The organism is Sellimonas sp. (assembly GCF_047234585.1).
Taxonomy (GTDB): domain Bacteria; phylum Bacillota; class Clostridia; order Lachnospirales; family Lachnospiraceae; genus Sellimonas; species Sellimonas caecigallum.
The window spans coordinates 24266-47758 of sequence record NZ_JBKSWG010000015.1; the positions used below are offsets into that span (position 1 = coordinate 24266).

At 44.8% G+C, this 23493-nt stretch carries 26 protein-coding genes; 4 read left to right on the forward strand and 22 right to left on the reverse strand.

Annotated features, from left to right (window positions below; all coding sequences use genetic code 11):
* Nucleotides 1–36: 36 nt before the first annotated feature.
* A complete protein-coding gene (gene mnmA, locus ACLROL_RS07645; RefSeq protein ID WP_413067628.1) occupies nt 37–1101 on the forward strand; it encodes a tRNA 2-thiouridine(34) synthase MnmA in 1065 nt (354 codons plus the stop codon).
* 23 nt (nt 1102–1124) lie between these two features.
* Nucleotides 1125–1790, forward strand: a complete 666-nt coding sequence (locus ACLROL_RS07650; RefSeq protein ID WP_087200472.1) for a YkgJ family cysteine cluster protein — start codon at nt 1125–1127, stop codon at nt 1788–1790.
* 6 nt (nt 1791–1796) lie between these two features.
* Here the strand turns inward: ACLROL_RS07650 and dtd are convergent, their stop codons facing one another.
* Nucleotides 1797–2243 (reverse strand): D-aminoacyl-tRNA deacylase, encoded by a 447-nt coding sequence (dtd, locus tag ACLROL_RS07655; protein ID WP_087200620.1) that lies wholly within the window; start codon nt 2241–2243, stop codon nt 1797–1799.
* A 161-nt stretch (nt 2244–2404) separates the two neighbouring features.
* Between dtd and ACLROL_RS07660 the strand changes: the two genes are divergently transcribed.
* On the forward strand, nt 2405–3151 hold the full coding sequence (locus tag ACLROL_RS07660) for a tRNA 2-thiocytidine biosynthesis TtcA family protein (protein WP_087200471.1): 747 nt from the start codon (nt 2405–2407) through the stop codon (nt 3149–3151).
* Nucleotides 3152–3156: 5 nt separating this feature from the next.
* Here the strand turns inward: ACLROL_RS07660 and ACLROL_RS07665 are convergent, their stop codons facing one another.
* The 8 genes from ACLROL_RS07665 to ACLROL_RS07700 all read right to left on the reverse strand — a co-directional run bounded on the left by ACLROL_RS07665 (nt 3157) and on the right by ACLROL_RS07700 (nt 9815).
* On the reverse strand, nt 3157–3801 hold the full coding sequence (locus ACLROL_RS07665; RefSeq protein ID WP_087200468.1) for an AAA family ATPase: 645 nt from the start codon (nt 3799–3801) through the stop codon (nt 3157–3159).
* 114 nt (nt 3802–3915) lie between these two features.
* Entirely contained in the window at nt 3916–4836 is a 921-nt protein-coding gene (locus ACLROL_RS07670) for an RluA family pseudouridine synthase (protein ID WP_413067629.1), read from the reverse strand.
* Between the two features lies 1 nt (nt 4837).
* Nucleotides 4838–5353, reverse strand: a complete 516-nt coding sequence (lspA, locus tag ACLROL_RS07675; protein WP_413067630.1) for a signal peptidase II — start codon at nt 5351–5353, stop codon at nt 4838–4840.
* Nucleotides 5354–5368: 15 nt separating this feature from the next.
* Nucleotides 5369–6124: a YlmH/Sll1252 family protein gene (locus tag ACLROL_RS07680; protein ID WP_087200464.1), complete on the reverse strand. Its 756-nt coding sequence runs from the start codon at nt 6122–6124 to the stop codon at nt 5369–5371.
* A gap of 24 nt (nt 6125–6148) precedes the next feature.
* A complete protein-coding gene (locus tag ACLROL_RS07685; protein WP_087211445.1) occupies nt 6149–6697 on the reverse strand; it encodes a cell division protein SepF in 549 nt (182 codons plus the stop codon).
* 11 nt (nt 6698–6708) lie between these two features.
* Complete coding sequence (locus tag ACLROL_RS07690; protein WP_087200460.1) at nt 6709–7434, reverse strand: YggS family pyridoxal phosphate-dependent enzyme; 726 nt, start codon at nt 7432–7434, stop codon at nt 6709–6711.
* Between the two features lie 17 nt (nt 7435–7451).
* Entirely contained in the window at nt 7452–8852 is a 1401-nt protein-coding gene (locus ACLROL_RS07695; RefSeq protein WP_413067644.1) for an HlyD family efflux transporter periplasmic adaptor subunit, read from the reverse strand.
* Between the two features lie 18 nt (nt 8853–8870).
* Nucleotides 8871–9815: a TIGR01212 family radical SAM protein gene (locus ACLROL_RS07700; protein WP_413067631.1), complete on the reverse strand. Its 945-nt coding sequence runs from the start codon at nt 9813–9815 to the stop codon at nt 8871–8873.
* A 94-nt stretch (nt 9816–9909) separates the two neighbouring features.
* Here ACLROL_RS07700 and ACLROL_RS07705 point away from each other — a divergent pair, with 94 nt between their 5' ends.
* Nucleotides 9910–10116, forward strand: a complete 207-nt coding sequence (locus ACLROL_RS07705) for a DUF378 domain-containing protein (RefSeq protein ID WP_087200454.1) — start codon at nt 9910–9912, stop codon at nt 10114–10116.
* Between the two features lie 15 nt (nt 10117–10131).
* Here ACLROL_RS07705 and ACLROL_RS07710 read toward each other — a convergent pair whose 3' ends face one another.
* The 13 genes from ACLROL_RS07710 to ACLROL_RS07770 all read right to left on the reverse strand — a co-directional run bounded on the left by ACLROL_RS07710 (nt 10132) and on the right by ACLROL_RS07770 (nt 23435).
* Nucleotides 10132–11226, reverse strand: a complete 1095-nt coding sequence (locus tag ACLROL_RS07710; RefSeq protein WP_413067632.1) for a D-alanyl-D-alanine carboxypeptidase family protein — start codon at nt 11224–11226, stop codon at nt 10132–10134.
* Nucleotides 11227–11248: 22 nt separating this feature from the next.
* Entirely contained in the window at nt 11249–11644 is a 396-nt protein-coding gene (locus ACLROL_RS07715; protein ID WP_087200452.1) for a methylglyoxal synthase, read from the reverse strand.
* A 12-nt stretch (nt 11645–11656) separates the two neighbouring features.
* Nucleotides 11657–12781, reverse strand: a complete 1125-nt coding sequence (locus ACLROL_RS07720; RefSeq protein ID WP_413067633.1) for an FtsW/RodA/SpoVE family cell cycle protein — start codon at nt 12779–12781, stop codon at nt 11657–11659.
* Nucleotides 12778–13008 (reverse strand): cell division topological specificity factor MinE, encoded by a 231-nt coding sequence (locus tag ACLROL_RS07725; RefSeq protein WP_087200448.1) that lies wholly within the window; start codon nt 13006–13008, stop codon nt 12778–12780. Before ACLROL_RS07725 ends, ACLROL_RS07720 begins: the two co-directional genes overlap by 4 nt.
* A gap of 15 nt (nt 13009–13023) precedes the next feature.
* Nucleotides 13024–13815 carry a septum site-determining protein MinD gene (gene minD / locus ACLROL_RS07730; protein WP_087200446.1) on the reverse strand — a complete coding sequence of 264 codons (792 nt, stop codon included), beginning with the start codon at nt 13813–13815 and terminating at the stop codon, nt 13024–13026.
* A gap of 91 nt (nt 13816–13906) precedes the next feature.
* Nucleotides 13907–16813: a penicillin-binding transpeptidase domain-containing protein gene (locus ACLROL_RS07735; protein WP_413067634.1), complete on the reverse strand. Its 2907-nt coding sequence runs from the start codon at nt 16811–16813 to the stop codon at nt 13907–13909.
* Entirely contained in the window at nt 16779–17306 is a 528-nt protein-coding gene (gene mreD / locus ACLROL_RS07740; protein ID WP_087200445.1) for a rod shape-determining protein MreD, read from the reverse strand. The genes ACLROL_RS07735 and mreD overlap by 35 nt, the downstream gene beginning before the upstream one ends.
* 19 nt (nt 17307–17325) lie before the next feature.
* Nucleotides 17326–18201, reverse strand: a complete 876-nt coding sequence (gene mreC / locus ACLROL_RS07745) for a rod shape-determining protein MreC (protein WP_287448483.1) — start codon at nt 18199–18201, stop codon at nt 17326–17328.
* A gap of 1 nt (nt 18202) precedes the next feature.
* Nucleotides 18203–19231, reverse strand: coding sequence for a rod shape-determining protein (locus ACLROL_RS07750; protein ID WP_087211437.1), 1029 nt, complete (start codon nt 19229–19231; stop codon nt 18203–18205).
* A gap of 23 nt (nt 19232–19254) precedes the next feature.
* Nucleotides 19255–19944, reverse strand: a complete 690-nt coding sequence (gene radC / locus ACLROL_RS07755) for a RadC family protein (protein ID WP_087200439.1) — start codon at nt 19942–19944, stop codon at nt 19255–19257.
* Nucleotides 19945–19975: 31 nt separating this feature from the next.
* Nucleotides 19976–20236 carry a DUF4321 domain-containing protein gene (locus ACLROL_RS07760; protein WP_087211434.1) on the reverse strand — a complete coding sequence of 87 codons (261 nt, stop codon included), beginning with the start codon at nt 20234–20236 and terminating at the stop codon, nt 19976–19978.
* 251 nt (nt 20237–20487) lie between these two features.
* Nucleotides 20488–22125, reverse strand: coding sequence for an NAD(P)/FAD-dependent oxidoreductase (locus tag ACLROL_RS07765; protein ID WP_413067635.1), 1638 nt, complete (start codon nt 22123–22125; stop codon nt 20488–20490).
* Complete coding sequence (locus ACLROL_RS07770; protein ID WP_413067636.1) at nt 22122–23435, reverse strand: NAD(P)/FAD-dependent oxidoreductase; 1314 nt, start codon at nt 23433–23435, stop codon at nt 22122–22124. Before ACLROL_RS07770 ends, ACLROL_RS07765 begins: the two co-directional genes overlap by 4 nt.
* Between the last annotated feature and the right edge of the window lie 58 nt (nt 23436–23493).

Below are 23493 nucleotides of genomic sequence, written 5' to 3' on the forward strand. Positions count from 1 at the left end.
ATCGGATATCACGATGCGTAAGAAAAGGAGAAGAACATGAAAAAAGCTATGATCGCTATGAGCGGCGGCGTCGATTCCAGTGTGGCTGCCGCCTTGATAAAGGAACAAGGATATGACTGTATCGGGATCACGATGCGTCTTTACCAAAATGAAGACGCCGGGATTTCCTGCAAAAACACATGCTGCTCTCTGGACGATGTGGAAGATGCAAGGCGGGTGGCTTACCGGCTTGGCATGCCATTCTACGTACTGAATTTTACAGCGGATTTCCGAAAGGAAGTCATCAGCCGGTTTGTGGAAGCATATGAAAATGGAGCCACACCAAACCCGTGTATCGACTGCAATCGCTACATCAAATTTGACCGCCTCTATCAGCGTGTCAAACAGCTTGGATTCGATTATCTTGTAACAGGTCACTATGCCAGAATCGAAAACAAAAACGGACGTTATCTTTTAAAAAAGGCGCTGGATCCATCCAAGGATCAAAGCTACGTCCTCTATTCCATGACCCAGGAACAGCTCGCCCATACAATTTTCCCTCTGGGCTCCATGAAAAAATCTGAGACTCGCGCCTTGGCTTCTGAGCATGGACTGGGAACAGCAAAAAAACCAGACAGCCAGGATATCTGTTTTGTTCCGGATGGAGACTACGCAAAAGTGATCGAGCTGCACAGTAAAAAGACATATCCATGCGGAGATTTCGTCGACAAAGAAGGAAATGTCCTTGGACAGCACAAAGGAATCATACGATACACGATCGGGCAGCGCAAAGGTCTCGGTCTCTCCCTAAAAGAACCAATGTATGTCTGCGAAAAATGTCTCGAGGACAACACAGTAATTCTGGGACGCAATGAAGATTTATTTTCCCGGGAGCTGGATGCCGGAGAGATGAACTGGATCGCCTTTGAGCAACCGAAGGGGCCGTTCCGGGCAAAAGCAAAGATTCGATACAAGCAGGAAGAACAGTGGGCAACTGTCACGCCGACAGCTCCCGGACAGATCCACCTTGTTTTTGATGAGCCGCAGAGAGCCATCACGAAAGGTCAGGCTGTTGTCCTTTACGACGGAGATCTTGTTGTCGGAGGAGGAGTAATCTGGTAGAATAATGCCAAGGAGATGATACAATGCAGCGCAATATTGATATGAATGAAATTTCAGACGGAAATCTTTATACTTCCAATGATCTTGTGAGAGCGGACTGCGGCGGATGCCTCGGCTGCTCTGCATGCTGTCGGGGAATGGGAACGAGCATCGTCCTGGATCCCTATGATACCCAAAATATACAAAAAGCAACCGGACAGTCCATGGAAGAACTTCTCTCCACGTGTCTGGAGCTTCACGTGGTGGACGGTCTCATTCTTCCAAATATGAAAATGGCCGAAAAGACGGATGCGTGTGTGTTTCTCAACAGCGATGGCAGATGCAGCATCCACGCGCTTCGCCCTGGTTTTTGCAGAATGTTCCCTCTTGGACGAATCTATGAGGAGCATTCTTTCCGCTATTTTCTGCAGACAAAAGAATGCCGCAAATCCGCAAGAGCGAAAATCCGAATCCGAAAATGGCTCGGAATTCCGGATCTGAAACGTTACGAACAGTTCATCTGTGACTGGCACTATCTTTTGAAAGATCTCGGCAGACATATAGAGACTGTTCAGGATGACGCCTATCAGAAACAGGCTTCCCTCTTCCTCCTGAAACAGTTTTATATGACCCCATATGCCCCAGAACAGTTCTACGAAGAGTTCAATACGCGCCTTCACGGCACCCGCAGACTTTTCCATCTTTCCTGATCAGTTTTACAGCTCGTCCGAATTGAGTACGATCGTAAATGGTCCATCGTTGATGAGGGAAACTTTCATGTCTGCTCCGAACTTCCCTCTCTCTACCACCGGGACTTGTTCTTTACACTTGGCAATGACATATTCGTAGAGTTTTTCTGCCATATCTGGCGCCCCTGCCTCGATGAAGCTTGGCCGGTTTCCCTTTTTGCAGTTGGCGTACAGCGTAAACTGGGAGATCAGCAGAAGCTCTCCTTTCACATCGGCAAGCGCCAGGTTTGTCTTTCCGTTTTCATCTTCGAAAATCCGCATGCCGATCAGCTTTTTGACCATTTTATCTGCGACCTCTTGCGTATCATTTTGTCCCGCACCGATCAGGACCATCAGCCCTTTCCCGATACTTCCAAGGGTTTCGCCGTCTACTTTTACAGAACTTTCCAGTACTCTTTGGATAACAAATTTCATTTTTTTCAATCCTTTCTTTTTGTCTTTTCCTATCTTACCTTTTTTTGTTCTTTTATGCAAGAATTTCCTTGTATTCGCCGAGCAAATACGCTATAGTTAACCGGTAGCGTCGATGCAGACTGACGCTATGGGAAAATCAGATACAGGAGTTGAACATACAGATGAAATTACAGCAGTTATTGAGTTATACAAGAAAAGCAATAGACGAATATCAGATGATAGACGAAGGCGACAAAATCGCTGTCGGAATATCAGGCGGCAAAGACAGTCTCACTTTGCTTTACGCCCTGCACGGGCTCCGGCGTTTTTATCCAAAGCATTTTGATCTCATCGCTGTTACCGTTGATCTTGGATATGAAAAATTTCACACGGAGAAGATCGAAGCGCTTTGTCAAAGCCTCGATGTCCCTTACTATGTGGTGGAGACAGATATCGCCAAAATCCTGTTTGACGAGCGAAAAGAGCCAAATCCTTGTTCCCTCTGCGCCAAAATGAGAAAAGGCGCACTCAACGAAGCGGTCAAAAATCTCGGCTGCAACAAAGTTGCCTACGCTCACCATAAGGATGACATCATCGAGACAATGCTCCTTTCCCTGATATATGAAGGACGTTTCCATTCCTTTTCTCCGAAATCTTTCCTGGACCGGATGGAACTTACGGTAATACGTCCAATGATGTACGTCAATGAAGCGGATGTCATCGGCTTTCAGCATAAATATGATCTTCCGGTAGAAAAAAGCCGCTGTCCGGTAGATGGGCATACAAAACGTCAATATGCCAAAGATCTTTTAAAACAGTTAAACATGGAAAATCCAGGCGTAAGACAAAGAATGTTTACCGCTATCCAGAATGGAAATATCGAAGGATGGCCTGCTCGACTTAGCCGGGAAGAAGTATATAAAAAGTAGTCCCATTAAAGGACTACTTTTTGTATACTTTCTTTGATCTTTACTATCTCTGCGATGGCTTTCACGCAGCCGTCCACTCCTAAGACACCGCTGTCGAGACACACGTCATAGCTCTGGATCGCAGACCACTTTTTATTTGTATAATAATTATAATAGCTTCCACGTTTTTTATCTGTCTTCAGGATCATCTCTTTTGCTTTTGCATCCGTCATATCATACATTCTGCTGATACGTTTTACCCGTTTTGCGACGTCTGCATGGATAAATACACTTAAAACGTTCGAATATTCTTCCAGTGCGTAGTCCGCGCAACGACCGATAAGAATACAAGGTCCTTCATCTGCAATCTTCTTGATGGCATCAAACTGTGCCAGAAAAATCTTATGGTTGATCGGCATGTCGGAGTAGCTGCCGGATGTATATCCGAGAGAATAAGTATCCATTACAAGGGAATAAAGAAAACTGCTGGTCGGCTTCTCATCGTGTGCCTTCAAAAGCTCCTGGCAGATGCCGCTCTCTTTCGATGCACGGTCCAGCATCTCTTTGTCATACAATGGAATCTCCAACAATTCAGAGAGTCTCGTTCCGATCTCATGTCCACCACTGCCGAATTCCCTTCCGATCGTGATAATTGTATTTGTTTTTTCCATATAAGTCACGCTCCTTCATGATCCATGGACAGCGCCGGTTTCTTCCGCTGTTTTCCATTTAATAAAGACATTATACCGCAATCCCACGAAAAAGTATAGAACTTTACTAAAAATTTATGTCTGATTCCTTAATTTTTCCAACAAATTAACAAAATACTCCGGTAAATGAGCGTCAAACTCCATGTATTCTCCAGTAGAAGGATGGATCAATCCAAGGGTCTTTGCATGAAGTACCTGTCCTTTTACACTGGAAAACGGGCACTTGGAAGGTCCGTACACTGTATCGCCAAGAAGCGGATGATGGATACTTGCCATATGGACACGTATCTGGTGCGTGCGTCCTGTTTCAAGTCTGCACCGGATGTAGGTATATTTGCCAAACCGTTCCATCACATAGAAATGTGTCACAGCTGATTTTCCATTTTTATAATTCACACTCATTTTTTTCCGGTCTGTTGGATGTCTTCCGATAGGTGCATCTATGATTCCTTCCTCTTTGGAAATATTTCCATAGACAATGGCATGGTATTCCCTGCGAATGGAATGCTCCTTCAGCTGCTGTGCCAGTTTTCTGTGCGCATCATCATTTTTACAGACAAGAAGTGACCCTGTTGTATCCATGTCGATCCGATGCACGATTCCTGGACGCATGACACCATTGATACCGGATAAACTGTCCTTGCAGTGATATAAAAGCGCATTGACGAGAGTTCCGCTGTAGTGTCCTGCTGCAGGGTGAACAACCATCCCCTTTGGTTTGTTGACGATCAGAATATCCTCATCCTCATAGAGAATATCCAACGGGATATTTTCCGGAAGAATATCCGGTTCCACTGCATCCGGAATCTGCACCGTAATTTGTTCCTGCCCGTTTAGTTTATAATTTGCCTTGATTGATATTCCGTTCACAAGAACCATTTTATCCTTGATAAGCCGCTGGATATAAGATCTTGAGACATCCTCTAATTGTAAAGAGAGGAATTTGTCGGCCCGTTCTCCGGCAAATCCCTCCGCTGTAAATTCTCTGCACTCCATTTTATTGCTCCTTTTTTCTTCCCACAAAAGCAAGATCTTCCTCCTTGTACACAAAGAAGATCAAAATGATCAGCGCCGCAAAAGAAACAGTTATATAAATATCCGCCACATTAAAAACCGGAAAATCGATCGGTTTAAAGTAGAAAAAATCTACCACGTATCCAAGCCGGCTCCGGTCGATCAGATTCCCAGCCGCACCTGCAAAAATAAATATACCGCATATACGGAGCGGCAAATACTTCCTTGTCTTTGGAATCCAGGTATAAAGAAAAATGATCAGCGCAAATATAATGATGCCGGTAAGAACAAAAAACCATGTCTGATCTTCCAGTATCCCGAAAGCTGCCCCTCTGTTCTCCACATACGTTAGTTCAAATACATCTTTCCACACAGAGATGGACGGCTGGTCTTTGAGATAAATGACCGCCAGATATTTCGTATACTGATCCGCGGCAATGGCAAGCAAAATCCCCAATACCGCCATAATATAACTTCTGCCTTGCTTTTTCTGTATCATTGCTTTCTCCCGTATTTAGATATATTTTCGAATCTCCACATAGCAGCGTCCTTTTCTTGTCTCAGATAAAATTCCCATATATTTGAATTTCCCAAGTCCGCGGACGGAAATCACATCCTCTTCCTTTACCCGGTATCCGTTGCTCAGAATGAGTTTTCCATTCACAAACACTTTTTTCCCTTCAATCAGTCCGGAAAGTCTGCTCCTGGAGGAGCCAAAAGCCTGGGCAAGGAGGGAATCCAGACGTACAGAGGCTACTGTTCCTTTGATGACTTCGTATGCCGGTTCATAATGAAACGAACTTATGTCCTCTCTTTTTGCCATGACGGAAGTGTGCCGGATCCTCGTGAGATTGTCAGTTAAGAAATCTGCTATCTGATCTTCCACAAAGACAACGGCTTCTTTGCCGAGCACAAGAATATCTCCGATCGTACACCGCTCAATTCCAAGATTTAAAACAGCGCCCAGATAATCCCTGTGACTCAGCTCTTCCGCAAACTTCTTTCCAAGTGGACAGATTCGGATTGCAGAAAAAGGATATTGATATTCATAACAAAGAGCATCAGGTAGAAATGCAGCCATCTGACGCTCCGAACTTGCATAGCCGCCGAAAGTCTCATACTGGGCAAACAGCATGTCTTTCGGCGTCGTATGTAAAATATTCAATTCATTTAAGTTCAGAAAATCACTGAACATAACAATTCCCCGCTGGTATGCTGTGCGGGACAGTTCGATCAGCCGCTTCTGAAGCAGAATCTCTTCTTTTTCCATTCTGATTTACTGTACTTTCCCTTTTTAATATCTCTTGCTGATAGAAGAAACATCAAACGAAGTATTGAGCAGATCCTGAAGATCTCCCGAAATTCCTACATTCGTAGGTGTCAAAAGGAAGATGAAGCTGGATATCTTCTGGAGATTACCGTCAATGGCAAATGTAGCTCCTGAAGTAAAGTCAATGATCCTCTGTGCAATCTCAAGATCCAGTCCTTCCAGATTCAAAATCACAGTACGTCCGCTCAGAAGAGTCTCTGTAATCTCTCTTGCATCATCCACTGAGCTTGGTTTGATCACACACACTTCCATGTTTGTTACCTGCGGACGGCGATTCGAATGACGCATCGGAGTTACTTTATTAGCAGATGCGGAAGAAGTTTTGGATGTATATTCTGCGCTCTCCTCATGGTCAAACTCATCATCCTGCTTTTTATCTCTTCCAAACAATTTTTTCTTTGGCTTCTCGTCAAAATCATCGTCCAAGTCGTCTTCATCAAAGAAATCATCATTCTCGTAATCATCGTCATCATTTAATTTCATGATGTTTAAAACTTTGTCTAACACTCCCATTTTTTACACTCCTATCTTGTGTTCTTATCTAAAGCATAATTTCTTTTACCAAAGATTCCTGTACCGATGCGTACCATGGTGGCACCTTCTTCTATCGCTACTTCATAATCATTGGTCATACCCATAGAAAGTACGCCCATATGGATATTATCAATGTTTTTTGATGCAATGTCAACAGATAATTTTCTCAGACCTGAAAAATATTGTCGATTTTCTTCTGGATTGTCTGTATCTGGCGCAATCGTCATAAGGCCACGTACAATCACATGCGGGAAGTCCTTTAGTTTATCGGTAAACGAAAGCACTTCTTCCGGGAAGAGTCCAAATTTACTTTCTTCTTTTGCCATATTTACTTCCAAAAGTACGTTCGCCGTCACGTTCTTTTTCTCTGCTTCTTTTTCAATTGTCTCCAGCAGACGGATGGAATCCACTGAATGGATCAAATCCACCTTGTCAATAATGTTTTTCACTTTATTTCTCTGGAGGTGTCCAATCATTTGCCAGCGGATATCTCCCGGAAGTTTTTCGTGTTTTTCTGCCAGCTCCTGCACTTTGTTTTCTCCAAAAACCCGAATCCCTGCATCGTACGCTTCTTCTATCATCTGCAGCGGCTTCGTCTTGCTTACTGCCACAAGTGTTACTTCGTCCCGATTTCTTCCTGCCCTTTCACAGGCTTTCTGGATTCGTTCTTCCACTTCTTTCAGATTTTCTTTTATAAATCCTGTTTCCTGTTCCATATATGCATCCTTCCCTTCTACTGAACAAGTATCTCGTCGTCTTCCACGGAATCAGCGTCCAGCACAATCCGATCATAATTGGAAAGAAGATTGCTGATCCCATTTCCTGTGATATAATAGTCCTCATTCTCTTCTGCAATATCGATTGTCGTAAAAACTGCATATCCGCTTCCAGCCTCATAGACGCCAGGTTGTTCCACAGGATCTGACAACGTTTTCGTATTATTGGAATCCTGCATTCGGATAACCGTCCCTTCCGGGAGATTTTCTGCAGATACACAAGCCTGCTTTTCATTTTCATCCTGGTAATAAACGTCTGCTGCCTGGAACCTTGTCTTTCCGTTCTTTTCTTTTACCAGAACACCTTTCTCTTTCGTCTCCCCGTTTGTCACGATATAGTCAAGCGGCAGCATGTAACAGTCCTTTTTGATTACCGCCGACTTCGGCACTCGAAGTCCTGTCACATCTTCCAGTATCAGTTCAATGTCCAAATACCGTTCAGACAGATATCGAACCATGGAATTATCAAAGGTCAAGTATGCATAATACCGGTCTTTGTCTTTCTGTTTGATTTCAAGGCCGGCAATCATTGTCATATTGTCTTTCAGAAATCTTACCTGAATACTTGTCTTTTCTTTTGCAAGAAAATCTTTTGCTGTGTCCGGCGAAATCTCAGTTACGACATACCACTCTTCTTCCGTGATAAGCTTATATGCCCCTTTGCCAGACTCTGCTTCTGAATTTTCTGTTACCTGCTTCTGTGTATACTTTTTCTTGTCCAGCACGGATTCTGTCACATCTTCTTTCTTCAGTTCTTCATATCCATCAATGTGGTATGCCAAAACTCCGTCTCTCGGACTGTAATATATCTCATAGCTTCCTTCCCCTTCGTCCTGAAGAGCATTGGAAAGTTTTTGCGTTCGGCTCTGGTTTGTCTTGTCTTCACAAAAAGTTTCCATCTGATCTTTCATCACATAGACATCTGAAAACGCATCTTCGTCATAATTTTCCATGAAAGACTGCATTGAGGACAAAAGCGCCTTTTGTTCATCTGACGAAAGTCCTGACTCCTGTCCCTCCGCCGTATCAGACTGGTTTTCAAGATTCAGTTTTTCATCCGATACAGTGCAGATACTGTCTCCAGCCGCAACCTTTGTACCTTCTATCTCATAAAAATTCAGATAACCGTTCCGGTTGGCTGGAATGACTTCCTCCGTACGGACGGCTATCCCTGTATAAATCTCATCTTTCAGGATGGAGCCTTCCTGAACTTCATAAAATGTGACATGTTTGCCTGTAATGTAGAACAGCACTGTGACGACGACATAGATCAATATCACAGTGAACAGGAAAACGCCGATATTAAAATTCCATTTTCTCCGGTAGTCCTGTATATTTGTAGGTTCCTTTTTTCCCACCAAAACACATGCCTCCTGCTATTCTAATGTTTTCAGTGCGCTTCCATTCAGATAATGAAACCGATCACCTTGACGCACATCATTTTCTTCCATCTTTTTCATGACCATATCCTTCAATTTCCACCAACTTGTATTCCAGTTGGAAAACAGTGCATCCTCCTCCGGAATCCGACTGAAAAGCCTCTCCACCACTATATCCGGGGACAGGTGCCTGAGAAAGCGGATCAGGCGGTCTATATATTCTTCACAACTACATATCGAAAATTCTCCTCTGGCGAATTGATCCGCCATTTTTGTTCCTTTTGCAATATAAAGAGAATGGATTTTTACGATGTCGCAGTGCAGCGCCGAAAGGATCTTCGCAGTTTCCACTGCGTCTTCGTCCGTATCCCATGGAAGGTTTAATATCACGTGAGTACAGATTTCAAACGGATATTTTTGGATCTGCAGCACGGCATCGATGTATTCGGCAAGGGTATGCCCACGGTTAATCTTCAGAAGCGTGTGATAGTTTGCTGTCTGAAGTCCTAGTTCTATTGTAATTTCAACACCTGTTCTTTCCATTACCTCATGTAAAAAAGCCAGGTATCGGCTGTCGATACAGTCGGGCCTGGTGGAGATGGAAATTTCAACAATATCTTTTACACCTGCAGCTTCTTCGATATATTTGCGGAAAACATCCAACGGAAAATAAGTGTTCGTGTAATTCTGGAAATATGCAATGTATTTATTTGCGTGATATCGTTTCCGTATATACTCCTTGGTCTTTTCAAGCTGCTCTTTTATCGGAATTTTTGCTTCCATCGCTTCAAATCCCGTCCCTTTTTCTGCACAAAACGTGCATCCGCCTTCTACTCGACGGTTCGGGCAGGTTCCAGGGAGATTGACCGGGAGTTTATATACCTTTTCCCCGTATTTTTCTTTCAGATAGCTGCTGTATGATCGATAACGTTCCTGAATCATAAAATTTGTTTTTCATCCTTCCTGCTGTAAATTGTATATTTTTCCTTTTTTTGACGATACTAAAGGAAGAACTGATAAAGGAGGATAATCATATATGAAATGGTTTGACAACATTGCTTTGACACTTGTCATCATCGGAGCTCTGAACTGGCTTTTGGTAGGCATTTTCCGCTTCGACCTTGTCGCATATCTGTTTGGAAATCTCTCGGTTCTTTCCCGTATCATCTATGCGGCTGTAGGTCTTTGCGGACTCTACCTCATCAGCCTGTTCGGCCGTATCCGCGGATTTTCCGAACAATAGGAACTGGCTGTTTATTTAGGATATGCTATTTGTCCCTTCCAACAGAGCTGACATATCCTGATAAAGGGCATCTTTGGTCCCGGCCCCCATTACAACGGAGATGTATGGATTGCCTTCCTGATTCTTTTCAAGAAGAATCAGACAGAATCCTGCCTCTCCTGTGGTGCCGGTCTTACCTCCCAGTACAGTTACGCCATCTGGGGCAGCAGCAAGTCCTTTGGCATAGTAGTTCGTCGGCTCCCATCTGTCAGTGCGGATGCTTCCATCCGCTTCCTTGATGGACACATCTCTTCCATCGCTTTCTATTATCTTGGCAAAATTCTCATTCTTGATACATTCACTGAAAATCAGGTACAGGTCATACGCTGTCGTATAATGATCAGCATCATGAAGACCATGCGGGTTCATATAATGCGTACCTGTGGCCATCAATTCCTTCGCCCGGCTGTTCATTTCTTCCACAAAAGCCTCTTCTGTTCCGGATATATGCTCTGCAATAGCTGTCCCGGCATCATTTCCAGAATGCAGTAAAAGCCCATAGATAAGATCCTCAAGAGTGAGCTGATCCCCCTCTTTGAGTCCGCAAAGCTGTGCATCTGACGGAAAACTTTCTGCAGCGGCATGGCTGCTTACAGTCACGATATCCGAAAGGTTGCCCTTCTCCAGAGCAATCAGCGCTGTCATGATCTTCGTCGTACTTGCCGGATACAGTTTTTCATGGATCCGGTCTGCATAAAGGACTTTTTTCGCATTTATGTCAAAAAGCCCTGCTGCATGGACATTTGTGCTGCCACTGTAGGAGATTTCGTCCAGGTCTTCGGCTGAAACACACAAATCTGTCGCATAAAGTTTTTCTGTATGATAGACAGAATTGCCGTACATTTTTTCTTCATACGGCACGACACTTGCCTTTTTCTCTGCATTTTTTATGGAAACAGCATAAACCCCGGCTCCGCCGGCAGCTGCCACCAAGACGAAAGCTGCTGTCGCTGCCAGGATCCTTGCTCTTTTTTTCTTTTTCCGTTTCTTCTCCCGCAGTGCTCTCTGATGTGCGATCCTACGGCGTCTTTTTTCATTTTCTGTCTCAGATGGTTGTCTCTTTTCTCCCATTTTTACACCCTTATCTTCTTTTTTATTTATACATTTCCCTCCAGTCAAGGTCTCCCCTGTCGATGGCCAGTATGATCAATTCGGCTGTAGCCAGATTGGTTGCCACCGGAATATTGTACGTGTCACAGAGCCGGATCACATCGTTTACGTCCGGTTCATGCGGCTTCGGATTGGACGGATCTCTCAAGAAGATCAGCGCATCAATTCCATTCTGCGCAATCTGGGAGCCAAGCTGCTGCTTACCCCCAAGCGGTCCTGCCAGATATTTGTGTACATTCAGATTCGTCACTTCTTCAATCAAACGCCCAGTCGTTCCTGTTGCATACAATTCATTCCTGCTTAATATTCCACGATAAGCTATACAGAAATTCTGCATCAACGTCTTTTTTGCATCGTGCGCGATCAATCCGATATTCATTTACCTCACTCCTTATTTATATTTTTTCTGCTGTAACCCAACATTCAGAACAATACCAATCCCGATATACATACTCACAAGGGAGGACATGCCGTAACTTACAAACGGAAGCGGTATACCGGTATTCGGGAAAAGGCCCGTCGCAACGCTGATGTTGATAAAACTCTGTATGGCTATCTGCGAGGCGATCCCGCAGCAAATAAGCCTTCCCCCTAGATCTTGTGCTCTCATACCTATCAATAGGCATTGTATTACAATTAATAATAGCAGACCAATCACAATACAGCAACCCACAAAGCCTAATTCTTCTCCGACAATCGCAAAAATAAAGTCGGTCTGAGGTTCCAGTATGAAATTTCCATTTTTCACGGAAGTAGTTGTATTGTTATTGAGTCCTTTTCCAGTAAGCTGGCCGGAACCGATAGCCATGATGGAATTGTTCTGCTGGTAGGCCTCATCGCTTTTATATTTCTCCGGCTGCAGCCATGCAAGAATACGCGTCTCCTGATAGCCATGCAGAAGATCCAAATCCGAATGCACGATCAGGCTCAGAAGGATGATGACTGTTGGTACAGTAACCAGAAGAACCACTCCGATAAATTTATAGCTCAGTCCGCCTACATACATCAATACGCAAAATACAAGGGCTATGGAAATCGTTGTGGAAAGATCGGGCTGCTGGTAAATAAGAAAACATGGAACAGCCAGAAGTCCCAAGGCCTTGATGATCGTGAGCGGTTTTTTCATCTCGCCCTCATGTTTCATTATAAATTTAGCAAAAAACAGCACAAGTAATATCTTGGCAAGTTCCGACGGCTGGAATGTGGTAAACCCAAAATCTATCCATCTTGTGGCTCCATTGACATCTTTTCCAAAGAAACGCACTACCAGCAAAAGTCCCACCGTCAGAGCGTAGAGCAGCCACTGAAGATTCAGGATCCATACATAGTCTATCAAGGATACAATGACCAGTGCGATCAGACCGATAATCAGACCGATGATCTGTTTTCCCTGCACAGACTGTTTGGCGCTCCCAATAACCATAATCCCCAGGGATGTGAGGGCCAGCACCAGAACAAGCAATGTGAATTTATAATCTTTTAAACGATAAGGTTTCGTAATATTCAGTATTTTCAAAGCTTTTCTCCTGTCAGTGTAATGGTAATCCGGGAACGGCTGATGGAAACATCAAAGGTTTCCGGTGTTGTATCAATGTATTTTGAAATTGTTGCAAACAAATCTTTTTGAAACAATTCTCCCACATTCGGGTTACAATCAATTCTGTCAGAAACAATCAGAGTTCGCAGACGGTCTTTGGCAATTCCGACAGACGCTTTTCTTTCCATTCCTTCAAATATACCCATCTCAAAGCCTCCTGACTAATTCTTTTTGAATAAATGGGAAAGTCTGGAAAGCAGACCTCCTTTTTCATCCATATTCATAATCGGGATGTCTTCTCCGATGATCCTGCGGCAAATGTTCATGTATGCCTTTCCGGAAAGGCAATCCTGATCGATAACCGGTTCCCCCTGGTTGGTAGCCACAACCACCTGCTCGTCATCTGGTATCGCACCGAGAAGATGGATTGGGAGGATCTCCGTCACATCATCCACGGACATCATATCTCCTCTTTTTACCATATCGATCCGGATCCGGTTGATGACAAGCTCCAGATTTCGAAGCTGCTGTGTTTCCAGAAGTCCAATGATCCTGTCCGCATCACGTATAGCAGACACTTCCGGTGTGGTTACAACGATGGCTTTGTCTGCCCCTGCCACCGCATTCTGGAATCCCTGCTCAATTCCAGCCGGACAGTCCAGAAGAACATAGTCGTACTCATCTCTCAATTCCGCCGTAAGCTTTCGCATCTGTTCCGGGGAGATAGCGGATTTATCTTTTGTCTGTGCGGAAGGAAGAAGGTACAGTCCTTCATATCTCTTGTCTTTGATAGCCGCCTGTTTAAGCCTGCATTTTCCCTCAATCACATCCACAAGATTGTAAACGATTCTGTTTTCGAGCCCCATGACCACATCCAGATTCCGAAGTCCGAGATCTGTGTCGATCACGAGAACTTTCTTGGAAAGTTTCGCAAGCCCTGCCCCTATATTCGCTGTCGTTGTCGTCTTCCCAACGCCTCCCTTTCCTGAAGTAACTACGATGATTTCACCCATTTTCTTTTCCTCCTGCTAAATCCTGATGAACCGGCAGGGGTCTCTTGCCGCCTGCCGTAATGTCTTTGGTAAACTCTCGTCTGCTTCGTCTTTAGTCTCCGGATACGACAGATCCAAGAGAGGAAGCATGTCCTGTCACGATTTCATCTTTCTCATCCAGGTTGTAATAGTAACGAATGATATCCCTGCCCACTTCGGAAGGATAAGTTGAATTATATCCGTTGGCGATACGGATCGCAAACGCGATCTCCGGATCACTGCTCGGTCCGAAACCGACAAACAGACCGTGATTTGGATGTGTTGTACTCTGCTGTGCAGTACCAGTTTTCCCGGAAAGTTCAAAATTTCCAAGACTGCCGAATGTGTACGAAGTACTTGTGACCACTCTTCTCATGCCGCTTTGAACCGCATCCCATGTGGAGGAAGAGACTCCTTCAATCTGATTTTTAACCTTTGGCTCGTAATCTTTCACAAGTTTCCCATTTACATCCGTCACTTTGTCCAGCAGACTTAGATCATAGACTGTTCCTTCGTTGGCAATTGCTGTAATATATCTGGCAAGTCCTGCTGTCGTGTAGTTGTTGTTGCCCTGTCCGATAGAAGAACGCACAGCATCCGTATCGGAAATCTGCGGCGCTGATTCTGTGATCTCCACTCCAGTCGTATCTCCAAGACCGAATTGTTCTGCATACTGTTTCAGGACATCTGTCCCTGCATCTGTACTGTATTTTCCCGTACTCTGAGAACCGAGTCTGTATCCTACTTCATAAAAGAAATCGTTACAGGAGTGCTGAATCGCACTTACCACATTCTCGCTTCCGTGAGCACTTGGATATACCCAACATCTTGGATTCGGGAAAATTTTGTCAAATATACCGCTGCATGAGATGATGCTTCCGGTGTTAATGACTCCTTCCGTCAACCCTGCCACCGCAACAAGAGGTTTGTATGTGGACCCAGGCGCCGTCTTTTCCTGCGTCGCTCTGTTGTACATCGGTCTTGAATTCATGACTGACAGTTTTGCGAAATAGTTCGAGTCAATGGTATTAGCCAGACGGTTATTGTCATACCCAGGATAGGATACCATAGCCAGCACCTGCCCGGATTTCGTGTCTGTGATGACAATAGACCCACTGCAAGGTTCCAGTCCAAGTTCTCCTGGTGTGATCTCCAGATTTCGGATTTTCTCCCGGACAAATTCATAAGCACTCACGGTCCCTGATCTTAGCCGATTATACTGTGTCTCGTCATATTTGATGATATTTTGTTCATATAATAAAAGGCATACCTGGCGTCCTGTGAGTTCGCCGCTTTTGATCATATATTTATAGATGATTTTCTCAAAACTACTGTCTGTGCTGATGGAACTCTGCACATACTGAACAATCGCCTGATATACTTCAGATGCATCTGAATAGTTTGCCTGGCCTTCCAGATAGTCTGTAAGCTTGGACGTATCAATCCAGTTTTTGGAAATAGCATAATTCAGATATTCATGGATACTGATCGTCTCATCTTCTTTCCATGCCAGGTACGTTGCGTCTCCTTTATCAATTTTATCTTTCAAAAGGATGCCTGACTTATCCGTGAGGAGATCATCTACCACGTAGTCAATATAAGCTTTCATTTTTTTTGAGAGACTTTTATATGGTGTTCCATTCTCATCCTGCATTTCATTGGCAATTGCTGCGATGGCGTCTTCCTGCTCTCTGGAATATAACTCCAGCACCTGCTTTTCTGTTGTCTTTGCATCGCTTGCTTTAAAATGCTCCGTGTCCAGGATCTGGTTTTCAAAAAACGCATTGTACACATCCCCAACCGGAATGATAATGTTGTCCGCGTCTGTAATCTTGCTCCTGTCGTAATCCAGCTGATTTGTCATCTTTGCCAGAAGGATGGCGGCAAGCTTCTCCTCCAGAATATTATAGGCAGCCATCTGAAGATCCGAATCAATGGAAAGATACAAATCATTTCCTGCTTTTGCATCTGTTACCTTTTTAGTATCGATGACTTTTCCTACATTGTTGACATAAAACTTTGTCTCGCCTTTTTTCCCCTGAAGAATGCTGTCCATGGATTTCTCAATCCCTGCTTTTCCCACGATATCTGTGAGAGAATAGTTTTTCTGCTCTTCATCTGAAAGGGCATTGTATTCTTCCTGTGAAATCTGACCAGTATATCCGATGATAGAAGCAAAATATTTGCTGTTGTTATACTGACGAATGGAACTTTCCTCAATGCTGACGCCTGTCAGTTCATCCTGTCGTTCCATGATCTCCGCCACCGTCTTATCGCTCACATTGGTTGCGATAGTCGTGGCGATATATTTCCGGAATTTATTCAGGCTCATGGCATAACGGATATTCACAAGTTTCAGAACATCCTCTTTCTCGTATTTTTCCTCATCGATCCCATACCCATACTGCTTGTCCGTACATAGATAGTGGATCATATCATCCGCTGTGTAGTTCTTCTGCTCTTCCGAAAGCTTGTCGATCGTGGCAAAGCCAAACACATCAGCTATAAACCGAAGCCTTGCAGTACCCTCAGAAGAATAAGCATATTCTCCATTATCATTTAAAATGATTCCGAAACTGTTGATGACAGAGTCGCCGTTTTTCTCTATGATATCGATGACAGTTCGGATTGTTTTGTTCAGCTCTTTATTTTTTTGCGCAGTTGTGTCGTAATCTCCGTTATCCTCGATCGTCACGGAATAGGCAAGCACGTTGTCCGCAAGCACTTTCCCATTTCGATCCAGAATCCTGCCTCTTGTTCCCTGAACTTCTCTTGTTTTCTGAATCTGCAGCTTATAATCATTCAGGTAACTTTCCCCTTTTACAATCTGAAGGTAAAATACTCTCTGTACCAAGATCGCTGCCATCACACAGAATGCTATCATTACGATAAACATCCGTGAACTGAAAACTCTGATGACAGTCTCCTTTATGCGTTCCCATATCTTATACAAATTTGCTTGCACTCCTTTTTTCTTCATCTTCCAGTCTTCGGTTGATCCTAAGGATGATCTGATAAAGGATCAGTGTGACCAGAATCGTATATACAAGTTCTGGCATGATGATATGCCCCAAGTAATACAGAAAATGGAAATCGCTTTGCAGCATAAACTGAAAAACGTATACCCAGAGTCCGTAGATCAGCTCGCTCCCGCTGATCAGAAGAAGTGGAAGTTTCATATCATCACTGTAGTAAAGCCTTTTGAAAAACCCGTTCACATATCCGATGACGGAATATAAAAGCGTATAAAACCCAATATATCTGCTGAAACAAAGATCCAGCAAAAAACCGCTCAAAAAGCCGACAAACATTCCCTCATTTTTTCCTCTCATAAATCCGAAAGATGCTGTCAGGATAACAAGAAGGTTCGGCTTAATGGAGGCTATCTCAAGATACTGAAACACTGTCGTCTCAAGGAGAAAGAAGAGGATGATCATAATGACCTCTATAGCCTTTCGTTTTACTGTCTGCATTCCCATTCTCCTTCCTGCACTACTGCTGGTTCCCGTTGTCGATCAGATCCTGTTTTGTCGTGGTAATGACCATGACTTCCTGCAGTTTCTTAAAATCCACCGCGGGGATGATATATCCAGAACGCGTCAGATTGTTGGAATCCACCTTGACATCGCTGACATAGCCGATAAGAAGTCCCTGAAGATACTTGCTGCTGATGTTGGATGTGACAATCTGTTCTCCCACAGCCACTTCATTGTCATTGTTCGGCAGCTGCTCAAACTTGATTACTCCATCGTTGATCAACTTGAGATCTCCACTCACAATACATTGGTCGAACGTCGTCATAACCATGGCAGATACATTGACTTCATCGATGATGGAACGCACGGTAGACGAATGTTTCCTTACTTCTGTAACAATTCCCACAAGTCCGTTTCCGGACAGAACATTCATATCTTCCCGGATACCGTCCTCACTTCCCTTATCAATAATAAAAGAAGTAAACCAGTTGCTTCCGTTATTGGCAATCACTCTGGCTCCTACTTTGGGGTAATCGGATGTATTCTGATCCATCTTGTACAGCTCATAGAAACGGTCAAGTTCCACTGATTTCTGCTGAAGCTGGCTGTTCTCCATTTTTAGGGTCTCATTCTGCTCTTTCAGCTTTTCATTTTCTTTCTGGACTTCCTTCAATGTAGCGAAGTTTTCTCCCACATCTCCGATCCATGTCCCGATCATATTTATCCCTTTCTGCATCGGGATAACAGTATAGTCGGCAATGACCCTGAGCGGTCCGCTTTTGATATCTGCAAAGAAGGATGCTCCCATGCAGACAACACAGATGACAGCGATCGCCAGCAGCCAGTATTTACTTTCGAATTTTTTCTGTTTATTCGGTTTATTCGTCTTCATCCTATCTCATCCACCTATAGTTTTCATCTTTCATGGAGTACGCAAGTCTCCCAAGTTCCGGAGACCGTATGATCTCCCGAAGTCCTTTTGCCACGCAGTATTCCGGCTCTTTTACCGTATGAAACATAAGACCGGTCTTTCCTTCCAGATAATCCGTGATCCCAGGTGTCCTTGCCACACCGCCGGTCAAATAGATTCCGGATCTGCGGATACTGGACAGAACTTCCGGTGGAGTCCTCTCCAACATCAGCAGCACCGCATCTGCACACTGTTTCAGCGGTTCCCGCATGGCCGCCCTTACCGCATGTACCGGTATTTCCTGCTGTCTGGGCCCGCCTTCTGCCAGATCGATACCAGCCGCAGTAACTTTCCTTCCCTCATCATCCCAAAATACATTCATCTTTTTTCTAACGGCCTCCGCGGTAAGACGGCCGATAGCAAAATCCTGATTATGCCTTACGAGTGTGACGAGTGCATTGTCAAATGTCACTCCACCGATTTTAAGCAGCCGGTTCATGACAATTCCTCCGGATGCCACGATAGAAATATCTGTCGTCTCTCCTCCGATATTGACGATCGCCGCTCCTGGACTTGACATAATATCAAGTCCCAGTCCAACTGCATCGGCCAGAGCACGTTCAACGATGTTGACCTTCTTGGCCTTGGCCGAAGAATAGATTGCCAGGTCGTAGAATGCTTTTTTCTCTACCTCCGTTACATCTGTCGGAACGGCAACCACATATTCTGTTCCTCGAGAGAAAAGTCCGTCATCCGGTTTCAGAAGACGCGTCAGCAGAATCTGCATGTCATAAAATTGGGAGATGACTCCCTCTTTCATGGGAAATTCTATGCGGATATGCTCAGGTGCCCGTTCAAACATACTGTAAGCCACATCCCCATAAGCAAACATCTCATTTGTATCCTCCGAAATGGCCACCACATTTTTTTCCATCCATATCCGGTCTTCTTTTTTGTCATATATTTTTAACTGATATGTTCCAAGATCCAGGCCATACACATTTCTGGTCATCGATTATCTGCCCTTTCTGTCTTTTATATCCATCCTTGCTCTGCCAGACTTACATAAGTCTTGTCCCCGATAATGATATGATCCAAAAGCGTAATGCCGATCAGCTCTCCTGCCTTCGCGATCTTTTTTGTCACGAGAATATCTTCTCTACTGGGATTCGGATCCCCACTCGGATGGTTGTGCAGCAAAATGATCATTACCGCATTTTTCTGTAGTGCTTCTATAAAAAGTTCTCTGGGAGAAATCACAGACATGTTGACTGTTCCTTTGGAAATCTTTGTCTCGCCAAGCAGCCGTGCCTTCGTATTCAGCATCAGAAGCATCAATTCTTCCTGCTTCAGATGGCGCATATCTTCCATATAATAAGCTGCGATCGTCTCCGGTTTGTCGAAACAGAGAGGTTCCTTTGCCTTTTCTTTTGCCATTCTCCGTGCCATCTCACAAAGGCACATAATCTGGACTGCCTTTACCTCTCCTATCCCGGGGATCTTCATCAAAGCCTCTTTTGAGTAGGCGGGAAGCCTGGACAGTCCACCCTTTCCACCATCCGGATACAGGATTCTTTTTGCTGTTTCCAGTGCATTCTTCCCTTTTATCCCGCTTCTGAGCATCACGGCTAAAAGCTCCGTATCTGTCAGGCTCTCAGCACCAAAACGTCCACATTTTTCATATGGACGTTCCTCCTCAAGCAGATTTTTAATTGTATTACTCATATCTTTTGTAAACTCTGACGATATCAGCAGACTATAAGAAGCGATAAATAATAATAGACAGTACCATGCCAAGTATGCTGGCAATAGAAATTTTCACTGTAAGTCCCAATGTGAGGACTAATATCCCCAAGTCCAGCACGATCGGCTGCTGAAGCCCAAATGTCTGCCCGTAGGCAAGCCAGTCAAGCGCCGGGATGTCTTTTGCAAGCATTCCGATAAAACCGCCAAGCACAACACCGGCGAGAATCATCAGGAACAAGGCCCATCCGTTCTTGCTTCCTGCTCCCTTCATCTTATGTCCTCCTCAACTCCTCAAATGATTTACAAACCGTCTCTATTTTAGCATAATTCAAAAAATGTGTATAGACTTTTCGAGCCTTAAAATTTTCTTAAACTTTAACAGACAATGCCGTATAGTAAAAATTATATGTGCGCTTTGCCCGGATTATAACTTCTGTTTTCAAAAACTTTCTATATAAAAAATGCCGAAAATAATCCCCGTTGGATTCAGACTGCAGCGTCTGATTTTCCGCCGGGGATCATCTATTGTCCATATCGCTTTGCTATTTTTTCAGCTGTCTTTATCCCGTCCATGGCTGCGGATGTAATGCCCCCCGCATAACCCGCTCCTTCCCCGCATGGATACAGACCTTTTACACCTGTACTCTGGAATGTCTCATCCCGTTTGATGCGAAGTGGCGATGATGTCCTTGCCTCTACACCGGAGAGGATTGTATCTGGGCTTGCAAATCCCTTTATCTTCCGGTCGAAATCCCGGATTCCTTCCTCAATAGCATTCCCAATTGCTTCTGGGAAAATCCCCCGGACATCCCCAAACTGCCAGTTTCCTTTCATTTCTGGTTTCACTTCTCCGAGCGCTTCTGTCACACAGTGCTGACAAAATCCCCGGAAGCATTGAACCGGAATCTTTCCCTGTCCTGCTTCAAAGGCCTTCTCTTCCAGGCGTCTCTGGAATTCTATTCCAGAGAGGGCATTGTCATCTCCGGTTCCATAGTCTTCCGGTGTGACCGTCACGATAACGGCACTGTTTGCATTTTTTCCTGCCCGGCCGTGATAACTCATCCCGTTGACACATAATCTTCCTTTTTCGGAGGACGCATTAACGACATAGCCGCCCGGGCACATGCAGAACGTATAGACCCCTCGCCCGTCAGATGCTTTTGCTGTCAGCTTGTATGCTGCAGCCGGGAGATGCGGATGGGCCTCAACACCATATTGGCTTTTATTGATCATCTTTTGAAGATGCTCCACCCGGACACCGACAGCGAAGGATTTTGCCTCCATAGGAACTCCTTGTTCGAACAGTGTCTGGAACGTGTCTCTGGCACTGTGTCCTAAAGCCAGCACCACCGTACTGGCCTCCATAAATTCTTCTTTTTTTTCTCCCGTTTTCTTATCCAAAAATGAGATCCAGATACCATTTAGAATCCCATCGCAGACAGACAGCCTTGTCATTTTTGTATGGAACCGACAGGTGCCTCCAAAAGATTCAATGGCATTCCGCATATTTCTTACCACATCGATCAGAATGTCTGTTCCGATGTGCGGCTTGTTTTCGTATAGGATTTCCGGCGGCGCGCCATTTTCCACAAAAATCCGCAGAACTTCCCGGTTTCTTCCTGCCGGATCTTTCACGAGGGTATTTAACTTCCCATCTGAGAATGTCCCGGCTCCTCCTTCTCCGAACTGAACATTGGATGACGGGTTTAAAACCCCGGTTTTCCAGAATTCCTCCACATCTTTTTTGCGCTCTTCCACCATAGCTCCCCGCTCGATGAGAATCGGACGGTACCCGTGTTTTGCCAGCAGATAGGCGCAGAAAAGGCCGGCCGGTCCACTTCCGACGATGACAGGCCGCTCCGGTATCGGAGATGCGGACGGATTTACCGGAAATCTGTAGGTTTCTTCCTTCGCCTCTGTAATCGCCCCGTTTTTTCCATGACGCTTCAGGATTTTCTGTTCCTTTTTTTGATGCTGAAGCGTCACATCTACTGTGTACACATAGTATAGTTCCGGCTTCTTCCGCGCATCAAGTGACTGTTTTCGGATCTCATAGTATTGTATCTCCTCTGCCGCAATGCCCAGCACGTTGGCGAGCTTCTTTTCCAATTCCGCTTTTGTATGTCCTGTTTTTAATTTGAGCTGTCCGATCCGAATCATATGTTCTCCTTTCCATCCTCTATGGCTGCATGCCTCCCGGCAATTTGTCCGCTGGACCAGGCCCACTGAAGATTGTAGCCTCCACAGATGCCGTCCACATCCATGATCTCCCCCGCAAAGTAAAGTCCTGGTACGATCCTGGATTCCATTGTTTCTCCATCTATCTCCTTTGTGGAGACACCGCCGGCGCATACCTGGGCCTGTTCAAATCCATTGGTCCCTGTCACAACGGCCGAAAGGCATTTTGTAAGCTTTATGATCCTCTGGATTTCGTCTTCTTCCAGATCCCCCGCCTTTTTTTCTCCCCCAAGAGATGCAAGGCGAACAAGTAACTGACCTATTTTTTCATGGAAAAGCCCGACAAAGAATTGATCCATTGGACGATCTTCCAGGAGGCGAATTCGATTTTTCAGAAATGCCGCTGCCTGCTCCATCGTAAATTCCGGCAGAAAATCAATCTCCGCCCTTACTTCCGGCATCTCGTTTTCCTTCCTTCCAAACGCTTTTGATGCATAGCGGCTTACCTGGAAGGCAGGAATGCCGGAAAGGCCGTAATCCGTAAACTGCACCTCTCCTGTATCCGCCGCTTGGATTTCCCCGTCTACGAGCAATCTTATACCCGCAGATGCACGGACACCGGACAGTTCACGAAACCAGGATTCCCTGCAGCAAATCTGCACGAGAGCCGGCGTACACGAAACGATGGAATGTCCCAGTGTTTCAGCCAGTGCAAGCCCGCTTCCGTCAGATCCCGTCGACGGAGCTGCCATGCCTCCGCAGGCAAGAATGACTGCGTCCCCTTTAAAGGAAACTGCTTCTTCCCCTGTCTTTACAAGGATCGTCCTTTTTTTGCTTTTGCGTTCTTCTGAAAAAAGATGGCGGACTGCCCGTACGCGAAATGGTTTTCCAGGAAAGATTTCTTTTACTTCTATATTCGTCTCTACCTGCACTCCAAGTCGGTCCAATTCCGCCAAGAGAACGGACAGGATAGCGGACGCCTGATCGGAATGCGGATAAAGGTACCCATTTCTGTTTTTTGAGTAGATGCCAAGTTCCAGGAAAAAACGGATGGTATCCTGGGCGGAGAATTGTCGGATCCCATTCCATCCAAAGGTTGGCTCATCCCCCCGGTAGCAGTCCGGGCGCTGCTCAATATTTGTAAAATTGCATCTCCCGTTTCCTGTGGCGAGAATCTTTTTCCCAAGCTTATTTCCGTGTTCCAATATCACAACGTCCACCCCGCTTCTCTTTGCAAAGATCGCTGCCATCATTCCGGAGGCACCTCCTCCGATGATCAATATCCGCTTCATACTCCTCTTTCCTTTTCTACAATTTTCTTATGATCATTTTGGAAATCTTTATCTTTGA